Source organism: Corynebacterium alimapuense (assembly GCF_003716585.1).
GTDB lineage: Bacteria > Actinomycetota > Actinomycetes > Mycobacteriales > Mycobacteriaceae > Corynebacterium > Corynebacterium alimapuense.
In genome coordinates, this window is the sequence record NZ_PTJO01000001.1 from 60,560 (window position 1) to 73,214 (window position 12,655).

At 58.1% G+C, this 12,655-nt stretch carries 14 protein-coding genes and 1 tRNA gene; 7 read left to right on the forward strand and 8 right to left on the reverse strand.

Translation table 11 applies throughout. The annotated features are described in order from the left end of the window. Window positions 1-14: 14 nt before the first annotated feature. A tRNA-Thr gene (locus tag C5L39_RS00310) sits at window positions 15-87 on the reverse strand. A gap of 148 nt (window positions 88-235) precedes the next feature. On the opposite strand from C5L39_RS00310, the gene thrE reads away from it, so the two are divergent. The 5 genes from thrE to otsB all read left to right on the forward strand — a co-directional run bounded on the left by thrE (window position 236) and on the right by otsB (window position 4,794). Further along, window positions 236-1,711 carry a threonine/serine exporter ThrE gene (gene thrE / locus C5L39_RS00315; RefSeq protein WP_123046900.1) on the forward strand — a complete coding sequence of 492 codons (1,476 nt, stop codon included), beginning with the start codon at window positions 236-238 and terminating at the stop codon, window positions 1,709-1,711. A gap of 87 nt (window positions 1,712-1,798) precedes the next feature. Then, on the forward strand, window positions 1,799-2,128 hold the full coding sequence (locus tag C5L39_RS10660) for a hypothetical protein (protein ID WP_165857935.1): 330 nt from the start codon (window positions 1,799-1,801) through the stop codon (window positions 2,126-2,128). A gap of 9 nt (window positions 2,129-2,137) precedes the next feature. Beyond that, window positions 2,138-3,556 carry an alpha,alpha-trehalose-phosphate synthase (UDP-forming) gene (locus C5L39_RS00325; protein ID WP_123046902.1) on the forward strand — a complete coding sequence of 473 codons (1,419 nt, stop codon included), beginning with the start codon at window positions 2,138-2,140 and terminating at the stop codon, window positions 3,554-3,556. Beyond that, complete coding sequence (locus C5L39_RS00330; RefSeq protein WP_126268711.1) at window positions 3,553-4,026, forward strand: hypothetical protein; 474 nt, start codon at window positions 3,553-3,555, stop codon at window positions 4,024-4,026. The genes C5L39_RS00325 and C5L39_RS00330 overlap by 4 nt, the downstream gene beginning before the upstream one ends. A gap of 9 nt (window positions 4,027-4,035) precedes the next feature. Further along, window positions 4,036-4,794 (forward strand): trehalose-phosphatase, encoded by a 759-nt coding sequence (gene otsB, locus C5L39_RS00335; RefSeq protein WP_123046904.1) that lies wholly within the window; start codon window positions 4,036-4,038, stop codon window positions 4,792-4,794. On the opposite strand, the gene C5L39_RS00340 is transcribed toward otsB, so the two are convergent. Further along, a complete protein-coding gene (locus C5L39_RS00340) occupies window positions 4,791-5,921 on the reverse strand; it encodes a LacI family DNA-binding transcriptional regulator (RefSeq protein ID WP_123046905.1) in 1,131 nt (376 codons plus the stop codon). The genes otsB and C5L39_RS00340 overlap by 4 nt on opposite strands. A gap of 43 nt (window positions 5,922-5,964) precedes the next feature. On the opposite strand from C5L39_RS00340, the gene C5L39_RS00345 reads away from it, so the two are divergent. Next, window positions 5,965-6,804: a CE1 family esterase gene (locus C5L39_RS00345; RefSeq protein WP_245974824.1), complete on the forward strand. Its 840-nt coding sequence runs from the start codon at window positions 5,965-5,967 to the stop codon at window positions 6,802-6,804. A 1-nt stretch (window position 6,805) separates the two neighbouring features. Here C5L39_RS00345 and rlmB read toward each other — a convergent pair whose 3' ends face one another. The 6 genes from rlmB to C5L39_RS00375 are packed head-to-tail and all read right to left on the reverse strand — an operon-like array spanning window position 6,806 to window position 11,805. Further along, entirely contained in the window at window positions 6,806-7,753 is a 948-nt protein-coding gene (gene rlmB / locus C5L39_RS00350) for a 23S rRNA (guanosine(2251)-2'-O)-methyltransferase RlmB (RefSeq protein WP_123046907.1), read from the reverse strand. A gap of 8 nt (window positions 7,754-7,761) precedes the next feature. After that, a complete protein-coding gene (gene cysS / locus C5L39_RS00355) occupies window positions 7,762-9,162 on the reverse strand; it encodes a cysteine--tRNA ligase (protein WP_123046908.1) in 1,401 nt (466 codons plus the stop codon). Between the two features lie 11 nt (window positions 9,163-9,173). After that, entirely contained in the window at window positions 9,174-9,971 is a 798-nt protein-coding gene (gene nagB / locus C5L39_RS00360; protein ID WP_123046909.1) for a glucosamine-6-phosphate deaminase, read from the reverse strand. A gap of 26 nt (window positions 9,972-9,997) precedes the next feature. After that, window positions 9,998-10,486 carry a 2-C-methyl-D-erythritol 2,4-cyclodiphosphate synthase gene (gene ispF, locus C5L39_RS00365; RefSeq protein WP_123046910.1) on the reverse strand — a complete coding sequence of 163 codons (489 nt, stop codon included), beginning with the start codon at window positions 10,484-10,486 and terminating at the stop codon, window positions 9,998-10,000. Next, window positions 10,479-11,210: a 2-C-methyl-D-erythritol 4-phosphate cytidylyltransferase gene (gene ispD / locus C5L39_RS00370; protein ID WP_123046911.1), complete on the reverse strand. Its 732-nt coding sequence runs from the start codon at window positions 11,208-11,210 to the stop codon at window positions 10,479-10,481. Before ispD ends, ispF begins: the two co-directional genes overlap by 8 nt. 13 nt (window positions 11,211-11,223) lie before the next feature. Continuing rightward, window positions 11,224-11,805: a CarD family transcriptional regulator gene (locus C5L39_RS00375; protein WP_123046912.1), complete on the reverse strand. Its 582-nt coding sequence runs from the start codon at window positions 11,803-11,805 to the stop codon at window positions 11,224-11,226. Between the two features lie 251 nt (window positions 11,806-12,056). Between C5L39_RS00375 and C5L39_RS00380 the strand changes: the two genes are divergently transcribed. Further along, entirely contained in the window at window positions 12,057-12,641 is a 585-nt protein-coding gene (locus tag C5L39_RS00380) for a hypothetical protein (RefSeq protein ID WP_123046913.1), read from the forward strand. Window positions 12,642-12,655: the final 14 nt, after the last annotated feature.

Consider the following 12,655-nt stretch of genomic DNA (forward strand, 5'->3'; position numbering starts at 1 on the left):
GGATGTAGAAACAGAGCTAGAGACGAGACTTGAACTCGCAACCTACGGTTTACAAGACCGTTGCGCTACCAATTGCGCCACTCCAGCATTCGCGATAAACAATCGCTGGTGTGATGATACCCGAGAACCATGGGTTGTCGGAAACTGCTCACATTGATAGGCATTAACACTGCTTAACGGCTATTGTGAGCGTTCATCAACCCCCAGTGATCGAGGAGCGCCTGACGTGCCCACGATGTTTGACAAGCTCGGTAGTTTCTTCGCCGGGTCGGGCCGTATTGCGACGATCGATGCCGCCAAGGCTGCCCCGCCGCCTTCACCCCTGGCCCCGATTGACCTCACCCAATATTCCCAGGTCGCCGCTGTTATGGACTTGGCGGCTCGGATCGGGGACATCCTACTGTCCTCCGGAACCTCAAACTCCGATACCAAGGCCCAGATCCATGCGGTGAACTCGGCTTATGGCCTCCACTACTGCCATGTAGACATCACGATGAACACCATCACGATCTTCGCTCACATGGGAGAAAATCGGAAGACTCCGGTCAGTGTGTTCCGCGTGGTGCGCTCGATGACAACGGATTTTTCCAAGCTCTCCGAAGTCGACCGCCTCATCCGCTCAATTCAGGCTGGCGCGACTCCGCCTGAAACTGCGGAGAAAATCCTCGATGAGCTAGCTACCAAACCTGCTCAATATGGCACCCTCACCGCGATCGGCGGCTGGGGGCTCATGGGCGGATCCATTTCAGTCATGCTCGGTGGTGGCTGGTTAGTTGCTATTACTGCCTTTTTTACCTCGATTCTGATCATGTCGATGAATACATGGTTGTCTCGGAAACAGCTACCGGTGTTCTTCCAGAATGTCTTCGGCGGAGTCGTTGCCACGGTGCCGGCAGCCTTGATCTATTCCGTAGCGGCAGACTTTGGTATCCGAGTTTCCCCCTCCCAGACCATTGCTTCCGGCATTATTGTCCTGCTCGCGGGTCTGACTTTGGTGCAGTCCCTGCAAGATGGAATCACCAATGCCCCAGTAACCGCCTCAGCCCGATTCTTTGAGACGATGCTGTTTACGGGCGCTATCGTCGCCGGAGTTGGTATTGGCATTCAGATCAGCTCGCTGTTAGGGATTTCCCTGCCGCTGTTAGAGACTGGCACGTTGCCAAACTTTGCTTCATCAACAGTTCGGGTATTTAGCGGTGCGACTGCCACGGTTGGATTCGCTATCGCCAGCTACGCCGAGTGGTCCTCAGTGGTGATTGCTTGGCTCACGGCGGTAGCCGGATCAGTGTTCTACTATTTCATTCTCCTGCCGGCAGGTTCAGGCACTGTTATCGCAGCATCCGTGGCCGCCGTGGTTATCGGCTTGGCTGGTGGCCTACTTGCTCGTCGGTTCCTGATCCCGCCGCTGATTACTGCTATCGCTGGCATTACCCCATTTTTGCCCGGTCTATCGGTCTATCAAGGTATGTACGCTGCCATGCATGAACAGATGCTCACTGGTTTTACCAATATTGCTACTGCTCTAGCCGTCGCCTGTGGACTAGCTGCCGGTGTGGTCTTGGGCGAATGGGTAGCCCGCAGGCTTCGCCGTCCGCCAATCTTGAACCCTTACCGGTACTTCCGAGTCGCTGGGCGGCAGACCTTCCAGCAGATAGCCTTGCACCAGAAGCAGCACTCAAAGAGGCGGGTGCGGAAAGCGCCACCCAAGTAGCGTAGAATAATTGATCTACTGTCCCCTGACCTGGATATTCCGCAGGGAACCGCACCGCCATCACCCCGACCGCCACCAGGAGGATCCATGCCGCCCAAGGTCACTGACTCCCGCCCGACTCCCGAAGCTCTGCATGCTGTGGAGGAAAAGACCGCTCACGCGGCAAGTCGTATCGTTGCCACCTACGCCAACGACTTCCTCGACGGTGTCACGCTGATGTGCATGCTCGGTGTTGAACCAGAAGGGCTGGTGTACCGAAAGGTCGCAGCCGAGTTCGAAGAAGCAGACCCCAAGCCTGCCAAGCGCGCCCGCAAGGCCGCCAAGAAAACCACAAAAAAGGCCACTAAGAAGACTGCCAAAAAGGCAACCAAGAAGACCACGAAGAAAACCACTAAGAAGACTGCCAAGAAGGCCTGACCCAGGCTCATGAACGGTGATAACAGCTTCGTGGTGGTGGCCAACCGCCTGCCCGTGGATCTGCAGACCACCCCAGAAGGCACTCGGACCTGGCAGCCCAGTCCCGGCGGCTTAGTCGCTGCACTTTCCCCAGTCTTAGAGCAACATCAAGGGTGCTGGGTGGGTTGGCCAGGCATCTCTGATGAAGCACCGGAGCCTTTTCGCACGGATGACGGAGTGCTATTGCACCCCGTCCGGCTCACCGCCGCTGATTTCGAGAGCTTCTACGAAGGTTTTTCGAATGCCACCTTGTGGCCGCTCTATCATGACCTCATCGTCCCGCCTGCTTACCAACGCCAATGGTGGAGCGCTTATCGGGACGTCAATCTACGTTTCGCAACCGAAGTTGCCACCGTGGCGGCGGAGGGTGCGACCGTGTGGGTACAGGACTATCAACTCCAGCTGCTGCCGGGGATTCTCCGCCAGCTCCGACCTGACCTACGCATCGGCTTCTTTTTGCATATTCCCTTCCCTGGGGCGGATCTATTCCGCCAGCTACCGTGGCGCGAGGAGATCATCCGTGGCTTACTAGGGGCAGACCTGATCGGTTTTCACCTCGAATCAGGTGCTGTAAATTTCCTCGAATTGGCCCGCCAGACGGAAGGTCTGGAGGTAACCGGAACCCCCACTGTGCGAAGCGTCAATGCTCAAGTTCATACTCACGATGGTCGTAGTGTCGGGGTCGGGGCTTTTCCCATCTCCATCGATCCGGTTTCGCTAGGAACGAGCGCACCGGGGGGCGTCGATAAGCTCCGTTCACGGCTGGGAGAGCCGACCACAGTGATCTTGGGAGTCGATCGACTCGACTACACCAAGGGCATTCTCCAGCGTCTCCTTGCCTTCGAGGAATTGCTGGAATCGGCTGCGCTGGATCCGGCAGAGGTAGTGCTGCTCCAGGTGGCTACGCCTTCTCGCGAGCGGATCGAGCAGTACCGACAGGCACGCTCTCAGGTGGAAGAGGCTGTTGGCCGGATCAACGGACGGTTTGGGCGGATGGGACAACCCGTGGTGCATTACCTGCATCAATCTCTGCCCAAAGACCAGCTGCGTACCTACTATGAAGCTGCCGATGTCATGCTGGTGACCCCGTTCAAGGATGGGATGAACCTAGTGGCAAAAGAGTACGTTGCCTGCCATGAGGACGGATCCGGTGCACTCGTGCTCTCTGAGTTCGCGGGTGCGGCCGTCGAATTGGAACAGGCAAACCTGTGCAATCCATTCGATATCGAGTCCATCAAAAGAGCGATCGCTACCGCCGTTCACGGACTAGCTAATTCCCCCGAGACAATGTCAGAGCGGATGCTAATGATGCACCATCAAGTCAGTACTCATGATGTAAACCTCTGGGCAGATTCCTTCTTGGAATCCCTCGCGGAGACCCAATCTTGAGGGCCCGCAGCGCAACCGCCGCGATGCTGGTGACAATGGGGCTACTCAGTGCCTGTACCAGCCCGGTAGAGGCACCAGTCATCGGCACCACCTGGCAAATCACCAATATTTGGCTGGAGCCTGGCGAACCCAGCGGGCTACCAGGTAGCGCCGCAGGACGAGCCAATCTCGTATTCGGGGAAACCTCAATAACCGGTTATAGCAGCTGCTCGGCAATCCAAGGATCAGTGTCTTTTACCAAAGAGGGTGAACCCGCCTCCGCCGAAGAAGCCGACGCAATCAGCTTCGGACAGGTTGAGATCGAGCCACCAGAAGACAACTGCGCTTCGATCAGGACCCATGAACAACTCGTCGAGCTCCTTTCGCCAGGTAGCGCTTTTGATCTTCGGCACCAAAATGACTTCGAGCTGATCTTGACCCAACAGGTCGAAATATTGGACCGTCCGGCGATCGGATTGTCTGCAGTTTAAGGTGGGGGCATGTCTACCACTCTCGCTGATCTGGCAACCTGTGAACACCTTCTAGTTATCTCGGACTTTGATGGCACGGTGGCTGGGCTGACCACCGACATCTACGGGGTACCCGTCAACCAAGTTTCCGTCGCCGCTCTCGCACAGCTGTCCCAGCTTCCGCGTACCAACGTCGCGGTCCTTTCCGGTCGGCACCTCGAGGGGCTCAGGGAAGTTTGTGTACTCCGTGAGCCAGTCATTCTCGCAGGTTCCCACGGTGCAGAGTCCACCGATCACGGAGTAGAACTAACCGATGAGATGCGCTCACTACTGGCCTACCTAGAGCAGGAACTCAACCCCATCGTGGCGCTACACCCCGCGGCGCTATTGGAATACAAGCCGTTCCAACGCGTCGTCCATATCGCTCGGGTTGCCGCCGAGGATCCCGCCGCTGCACAAGCACTATTGGAAAAAGCAGCAGCCATCGATCCGGCTGGCGCGCGTCTAAACCTCGGCAAAAACATCGTGGAATTCTCCGTCGCAGAGGTCACTAAGGGCACCTGGATTTCGGCAGAACGGCAACGCCTTCAGCCCAGCCGAACCATCTTCATTGGCGATGACACCACCGACGAAGACGGCTTCCGTGCCCTCGAAGCCGGGGATCTAGGTGTCAAAGTCGGTCCCGGTGACACCGCTGCCCAACTGCGTGTGGCCGACACCGATGCAGTAGCAGAGCTATTTGCTCTGCTCGCGCAGAAGCGAGCCGAGTATCTCGCAGCTGAAAGCTAAACCACACTCCCCGAACGCGGGAAACTCACCGTGGTTCCTGGATGGAAGGTAGTCGGCAGGATTTGCCGGATGGTCTCCTCCTGCGCGCTAGCGGGGGCATCGGTGACGCGGGCGTCGATTAGTTCTTGGAGTAGGCGACCAGCCGCTGCCCCCTTGGCCCGATTGGGCTGGATAACGGTGGTCAACCCTCGATAAAGGGCATCTCGGATACCGTCAAAACCGGTAATAGAGAGATCCTCCGGCACGGAAATTCCACGACTTTCGGCGTACTCCATCACACCAAAAGCCATTGAATCAGTGGTGCATAACACCGCTGTGAGATCAGGGTAGGTCTCTAATAGCTCACGAGCGGCATCAACGGAGTTTGGGCGATCATTGATGTGGCGGGTAATCACTGGCACCGTCTCCGGAGCTATGCCAGCCTCCGCGAACTCATCTAGGGCACCTTGGATCCTGGCACGCTGGACGTGGAGGTCAGCACCCGGCAAAGTGCTGTGGTCTACAAGGCCATCCAAGCGAATGCGATTGAGGCGGATAGAGAGAATCCCAATCCGACGATGCCCCGCTTCCAGCAGCGCGCAGGCCGCAGGACGAATGGCGGCTCGATCATCAATACCAACAAAAGGCAGGTCCGCCACATCCGTCGGTTGATCACAGATGACCAGCGGGAGCTGTCGCGCACGAGCTGCAGCCAGATGAGCATCATCTTGAGCAACCGAATAAACAACAAAACCATCGACTACAGCCCGGCCGAGTAGAGCGTTGGCAGCCACCAAGTCCTCCCCTGATTCTGGCCCAGCCGGAATCATCGTCAACGCGGAGTCTGTGCCATAGGTAGATTCGGTCAGCCCAGCGAGAAAATCTACTGAGGCAACATCTTCGAAGGCATATGACAAGTGCTCAGTCAGCAAAACTCCGATGGCCCCTACCCGACGAGTTCGCATGGAACGCGCCATCGGATCTGGACCGGGATAGCCCCGAGCAGTAGCCGCTTCCAGGATTCGTTGCCTGGTGTGGGCAGAAAGCTGGTCGGGGTGGTTATAGGCATTCGAGACGGTAGTCCGAGATACTCCCAGCTCAGCGGCAAGAGACGCCAGAGTGCCACGGGTGCGGACGTGTTTGACCATGAAATCGAATGTATCAGGCTCTCTCAAGGCTAGAATGACATCCGTGAGAGAACCGGAAAAGCATTCGTTCGAGCGGGTAACCCTAAGGCACCGGGGCCGCAACCGAACCTTCAACGTCATCACCCCCAAAGATCTACCGGAAAACCCGGGGGTGTTGTTCTACTTTCATGGATCCCTGCAGACGGGCAATGTCGCTAGAAACTTCACCGGCCATACCTTCGACGACATGGCAGCTCGCGCCGGAATCGTTTTGGTCTACCCCGATGGAGTAGACCGCCATTTCAATGATTCTCGTCGCTTGCTCCACGAAAAGACCCGTGACTTGGGAATCGACGATGTCGGGTTCACTCGCGAAATGATCTCTTGGTTGATCGAGCAGCGCAGCATCGATTCCACCCGGGTATTCGCCTGCGGTTACTCCAATGGTGGGCAGATGGTCATCCGCCTCCTCCACGACGCCCCTGGAATGCTTGCAGGTGCCGCTACCTTCGCCGCCACGATGCCCACCCCAGACAACCTGGCACCGGAGATCGGGGACGCCGACGTGGCAACTCCCTACCTGGCTATTCATGGCACCGGCGACCACATCGTCAAATACGAAGGTGGCGAGGCTGGGCTAGACCGAGCGCACTCGCGAGGGCTCTTGGTCTCGGCGATGGACTCAGCCGAATACTTCGCCAACTGCAACGGGCTTAGCCAAGCTGATCACACGGTGGACGACTCCCAAGAGGGGGTCACCGTAGATACGTGGGCACAAGAAGGAAAACCCTCTGTGCAGCTATGGAGTATCGAAGGGATGGGGCATGTGGTGCCCGCCCACATCGGCCCGGGCACCACCACGATCGTCGCGGCAGATGTGGTGGCCGGGTTCTTCGGTTGGTGACTTATTGGCCTGCTGCTCGGCGCTGACGTGCAAACTCACTGAGCACCACACCAGCTGCCACGGAGGCGTTGAGTGAATCAACCCAACCGGTCATCGGCACAGACATAATCACATCACAGGTCTCGCGGACCAACCGTGAGATGCCCTTGCCCTCAGAACCGACGACGATGACTACGGGATCGGCGCCATTTTTGTAGGTATCAAGGGTGTGCTCGCCACCGGCATCCAAGCCGACGACCTGGTAGCCGTTTTGTTGGAATTCCTTGAGCGTCCGGGTCAAGTTGGTCTCTCGCGCGACTGGCAGCCGAGCAGCAGTTCCAGCGGAGGTACGCCAGGTAACAGCAGTGATGCTTGCCGAGCGACGCTCAGGGATGACCACGCCGTTGCCGCCGAAAGCAGCGACGGAGCGGATAACCGCGCCGAGGTTGCGGGGATCAGTAATGTTATCCAGCACGACGAACATGCCCGGCTGCGCATTATCTGCTGCATCCCGGATCAGAGTGTGGACATCGCTGTACTTGTACGGCGGAATCTGCAGGCCGATGCCCTGGTGAAGACCATTTCCGGTCATCTTATCCAGTTCATGGCGGGGCACCTCAATGGTGGGGATGCCCCGAGTAGCGGCAATGTTGACGGCCTCGGAGAGGCGATCATCGCTGCCAGTTCCCTCTGCAACAAAGAGAGCAGAAGCCGGAACCTTGGCATGCAAGCATTCCACGACCGGGTTACGGCCGACGACTACCTCGTTGGTGTCTTCCTTAACGTGGCGACCGCGGTCGCGACGCTCAGATTCTTTCTTGCGCTTATGAGCGGTGTGGTAAGTGCGGTCCTCTGCTTTAGGAGTAGGGCCCTTGCCCTCTAGTCCACGGCGACGCTGTCCGCCGGAGCCCTTTACTGCGCCCTTTTTGTTGGTTTTGCGCACGCTGCCGTGCCTGCCGGATCCTGGCATTGTCTTCCTCAGTTCTTCTGTATGTTGAACGACCACTGCGGGCCGTCGGGAGTGTCACTGACCTCGATGCCAGCGGCCGTGAGTCGGTCACGGACGGCATCTGCAGTAGGCCAATCACGGTCGGTGCGGGCGGTGGCCCGTCGTTCCAATTCGGAGCCAACGAGGACGTCGAGTGCCTTGGTGACCTCTTCGCTTGTCGACGCTCCCTGCGCCCACTGCGGCGCCTGCGGATCAATGCCGAGCACCGCAGTCATAGCGCGGACGCTAGCAGCGATCTTGGCGGCATCTTCCGATGAGCCCTCGGCGAGGGCGATATTGCCGGCGCGAACGGCCCCATGAATCTCGGCGAGCGCCCTGGGGACGGCAATGTCGTCGTCCATGGCGGCCTCGAAGGCATCCGTCCAGTGGCCGATGTCCACCGGTCCCACGCGATCAAGGAAATCCTCAATGCGACGGTATCCGGCGGCAGCCTCCTGCAGTGAGCTATCAGAGTACTCCAGCACACTGCGATAGTGTGCGGAGCCTAGGTAGTAGCGCAGTTCAACTGGTCGAACCAGGGTCAAAATGTGCGGAACTGACAACACGTTGCCCAGGGATTTGGACATTTTCTCGCCGGCCATGGTGACCCAGTGATTGTGCATCCAGTAGTTAGCGAAGTGGTCACCCGCCGCGTGTGCCTGCGCAATCTCGTTCTCGTGATGCGGGAACTGGAGGTCTAGGCCACCACCATGAATATCAAAGGTCTCTCCGAGATACCAGGTCGCCATCGCCGAGCACTCCAAGTGCCAGCCGGGCCGACCTGCTCCCCACGGGGTAGGCCACGTAGGTTCACCCGGCTTGACCGCCTTCCATAAAGCGAAGTCCTGCGGGGAACGTTTGCTGGCGGTGGCAGACTCTCCCTGTTCCATCTCTTCGATTCGGTTGCCGGATAAGCAGCCGTAGTCAGACCCCTCGGAGGCAGTCCACGCCGCGACGTCAAAATAGACGGAACCATCGACGACATAGGCAAAACCGTTGTCGATGAGCCTTTGCATGTAGGTGACCATCTGAGTGACGTGCCCTGTTGCCCTCGGCTCCACCGATGGCGGGAGCACACCAAGTTGGTCATAAGCCGAGGTGAAATGGCGCTCATGGGTGCTAACCCATTCCCACCAGGGCCGACCATTCTCAGCTGCCTTGGTGAGAATCTTGTCATCGATATCGGTCACATTACGGACGAAAGCAACATCAAGGCCCTTAGCGAGCAGCCAGCGACGTAGAATATCGAAAGCTACCCCAGAGCGCACGTGACCAATGTGGGGTTGTGCCTGCGGAGTTGCTCCACAGACGTAGATCGAGGCGTGGCCTTCACGTACAGGAACGAAGTCACGGAGCGACCGGCTGGCGGTATCAAAGATGCGTAGAGTCACGCTTGCCAAGTCTAGACTAGGCGCGGCAACCCGTCGGCCCCCTGCCAGTCCGGCCGGTGAGTCTGGACGTAGCGGTAGTAATCAAGGTTGGCTAGTCCGGCTGCAGCTGCCTCATCGACAATGATCGTGGCATGGGGGTGCAGCTGCAGTACCGACGCTGGACAGGATGCACTCAGCGGTCCTTCAACTAAGCGTTCAACAGCCTCTGCTTTAGCTTTTCCAGTCGCCAGCAACAGCGCATGGCCGGAGCGCAAAATAGTGCCCAACCCTTGAGTAATAGCGTGGGTGGGCACCTCGGCTACGGAGGAGAAATAGCGAGCATTATCTGCCACGGTCTGTGGGTGCAGAGTCTCAATCCTGGTAGTTGAGCTCAACGAGGTTGCAGGTTCGTTAAAAGCGATATGCCCGTTGGTGCCCAAACCTAGCAATTGCAGATCTATCCCCCCAGCATCGATGATCAACTGCTCATATTCTTGTGCTTGTTCCCAGGGTCGTTCCGCAGCGCCATCTGGACTGTGGACTGCCGAATCATCGATGTCGATATGCGAGGTAAATACCTCACGAATTGTCTGGTGATAGCTCTGGGGATGATTGGGCGCCAAACCAACGTATTCATCGAGCAAGAAGGCCTTCGACTGTGCAAAGCTGAGCTCTCCACGGCGGTAGCTGGCGATGAGCTCCTGATAGGTCAGGAGCGGGGTGGCACCGGTAGCTAGGCCAAGCGTTGCACCTCGCTGGGCAGACAATCCGATCATCTCAGCCGCGGCGCGCGCGACTACTTGCGCAGCTGGATAGATCAGGATCTCCATACCAACCACTCTATTCCTCGCCGAGGTTAGTTGCGCTTCCAGACCAACGCGGTTGCCACGGCAGCGCGACCTTCACTGCGTCCGGTAAATCCCAGATAATCAGTGGTGGTGGCGGCAACCGACACTGGCGCACCCAAGACACCCGAGAGCACTGTTTGAGCCTGCTGGCGACGTGGCCCCATCTTGGGACTTTGACCGACCAGTTGAGCTGCGGCGTTACCGATCGTGAACCCTTCGGCTTCCAGCAATGCGCGGCACTCCTTGAGCAACTGCACCCCGGAGACGCCGTCATATTTGGATTGTCCGACTCCGACCAAGGAGCCGAGATCGCCGAGACCTGCGGCAGACAAGAGCGCATCGACGATCGCGTGGGCTACGACATCGCCGTCGGAATGCCCTTCACAACCGTCTTGCCCCTCAAAAAGCAGACCTGCAATCCAACAGGGTTTACCGGCCTCGATTTGGTGGGCGTCGGTGGCTACACCGACGCGAGGGATGATCAGGGGTTCATTCACTAGGCACCTCAAAAATCGTCGGTTCAGCCTCGTCCGTAATAGTCCGGGCCAACATCATGTCAATGGGAGTGGTGACTTTAAAAGCCATGGGATCGCCTTGGACAGTCACCACTGTGACGCCGTGCCATTCTACGAGGCTGGAGTCATCGGTAGCGACGAAGCCTGGATCGACAGACGCGAAATAGGCACGGTTAGCTTCTCGAAGCACCCGCAAATTGAAACCTTGCGGGGTCTGTACCGCCCGCAAACCTGCGCGCTCTGGAGTGCCGGTAACCAGGTCCCCTGCAACTTGCTTAATGGTATCTGCCACTGGCTGAACGGGAACTACCGCATCTGCCCCACCGAGTACCCGGCGCGCGACGCGGACGATCATTCCCGGAGGGGTGAGCGCCCGAGCAGCATCATGGATTAAGACGACTGCATCATCATCGACGATCGCTTGCAAACCCGCCCAGACGCTGTCGGCGCGCTCGCCGCCACCATGAACCAAGCGGACGGGAACAGGAGCATCGAGGTGGCCTGCACGACGGAGCAGGTCCCTAGCGAAGATCTCCATATCCGGACTGACGAGGACAATAACCTCATCAACGACTTCAGAATTGAGCATCGCCGCCACGGAGCGCTCCAAAAGGGAGCGTTCCCGAAGGTGTACGAAAGCCTTCGGCACGCTGGCGCCAAGGCGGGTTCCACGGCCGGCTGCCGCGACCACGGCGATGACCCTCATCGATCAGGTCCCGCTAGTTCTCGGAATCGTCATCGTCGAAGGTCAAATCATCAAGATCGACATCGATGGCCGCATCTTCCGCGGCTTTAGCCTGGTTCTCAGGATCAGCCTGAATAATGGCATCTACTCGCGCGAGCATCTCATCGGCCTTCTTCTCATCGACAGTGTCAGCCAAAGCCAACTCGCCCACGAGAATCTGTCGAGCCTTGCCCATCATGCGCTTTTCACCAGCAGAGAGACCTTTATCCTGGTCACGGCGCCAGAGATCACGCACAACCTCGGCGACCTTATTGACGTCGCCGGAGGCCAATCGCTCCTGATTCGCCTTATACCTGCGAGACCAGTTGCCAGCTTCTTCTACGTCAATCTCCCGGAGGACACCGAAAACCTTCTGCAGACCTGCTTCGCCAACCACATCGCGAACGCCGACGCTGTCAGCATTCTTAGCTGGAACCCGGACCACTAGGTCGGACTGGTTGATCTCGAGAACGAGGTAGGTAAGTGCCTCCCCATTCAGCTCTCGCTGCTCGATATCGGCGATCACGGCTGCGCCGTGGTGCGGGTAGACAACGACGTCCCCGACCTTGAAATCCATTCCCACTCCTTGCGGTGCTGATGGCCCATCACGCGGGGTCTGTTTGATCCCCTGGCGAGCCCATACTAGACACTGCATTCTATCATGTTCACGACCTGCAATTATCGACGCCCGCCATCAGTATCGGCATCCCCATCACACCATTGGTTAACCCCGACTCCCCCTGCAAACCTTAAGAGGTTTGCCGGGAACTGTGTATAGAGCAGCAAAAGATACTAGGGTAGATTCCTGATAGAACTAACCATGAACTAATGGAGGACACCCCTGTGAAGTCCCTGAAGGCGACCGCTCGCCGCGGCGGCATCATCTCCGCCGCTGCTCTTTGCACTCTGGCACTGGCATCCTGCTCTGCAGGCCAGGTCACCCAGACCTCTTCGCAGGTTGCCCCCGTCAACGGCGCGTCCGCGGATTCCGCAGACGGCAATGTCGCTGTCCGGGACGTAATTGTGCGTGTCTATGAGTCTGGCGAAGCCGCGCTGAAATTCACTGCGATCAACCAAGACGTCTCCATGGATAGCATCGTTCTTGAGTCCATCGAGGTCAATGGCACCCCAGTATCTCTGGATCCCGCTCCTTCTCCGCTAGAGCGCAACTGCGTGCTAGTCGGCGCTTCCACCGAAGAGCTGGACTCTTTCCCGCAGGCAGAAGACTCTGGCTGCATCGAATACGTCGAGACCAGCCTCGACAATGATGACTTTGCCATCGGCGGCAACCTTCCGGTCGTGTTCACCTTCAACAGTGGCACCCTCGAGCTCGATGCTGCAGTTGGCGCCTCTCAGCTACCTTCTGGCAGCTACGAGCGCATGCCCGACTCTGAGCACGATCACGATCACTAGAGCACTCTGACTTA

Coding starts and splice junctions, on each gene's coding strand:
- thrE (WP_123046900.1), top strand. CDS start 236: ATGTTTGACAAGCTCGGTAGTTTCTTCGCCGGGTCGGGCCGTATTGCG.
- otsB (WP_123046904.1), top strand. CDS start 4,036: ATGTCTACCACTCTCGCTGATCTGGCAACCTGTGAACACCTTCTAGTT.
- C5L39_RS00340 (WP_123046905.1), bottom strand. CDS start 5,921: ATGGTCAAACACGTCCGCACCCGTGGCACTCTGGCGTCTCTTGCCGCT.
- C5L39_RS00375 (WP_123046912.1), bottom strand. CDS start 11,805: ATGGATTTCAAGGTCGGGGACGTCGTTGTCTACCCGCACCACGGCGCA.
- ispD (WP_123046911.1), bottom strand. CDS start 11,210: ATGAGGGTCATCGCCGTGGTCGCGGCAGCCGGCCGTGGAACCCGCCTT.
- nagB (WP_123046909.1), bottom strand. CDS start 9,971: ATGGAGATCCTGATCTATCCAGCTGCGCAAGTAGTCGCGCGCGCCGCG.
- C5L39_RS10660 (WP_165857935.1), top strand. CDS start 1,799: ATGCCGCCCAAGGTCACTGACTCCCGCCCGACTCCCGAAGCTCTGCAT.
- rlmB (WP_123046907.1), bottom strand. CDS start 7,753: ATGCCAGGATCCGGCAGGCACGGCAGCGTGCGCAAAACCAACAAAAAG.
- C5L39_RS00325 (WP_123046902.1), top strand. CDS start 2,138: ATGAACGGTGATAACAGCTTCGTGGTGGTGGCCAACCGCCTGCCCGTG.
- C5L39_RS00380 (WP_123046913.1), top strand. CDS start 12,057: ATGGAGGACACCCCTGTGAAGTCCCTGAAGGCGACCGCTCGCCGCGGC.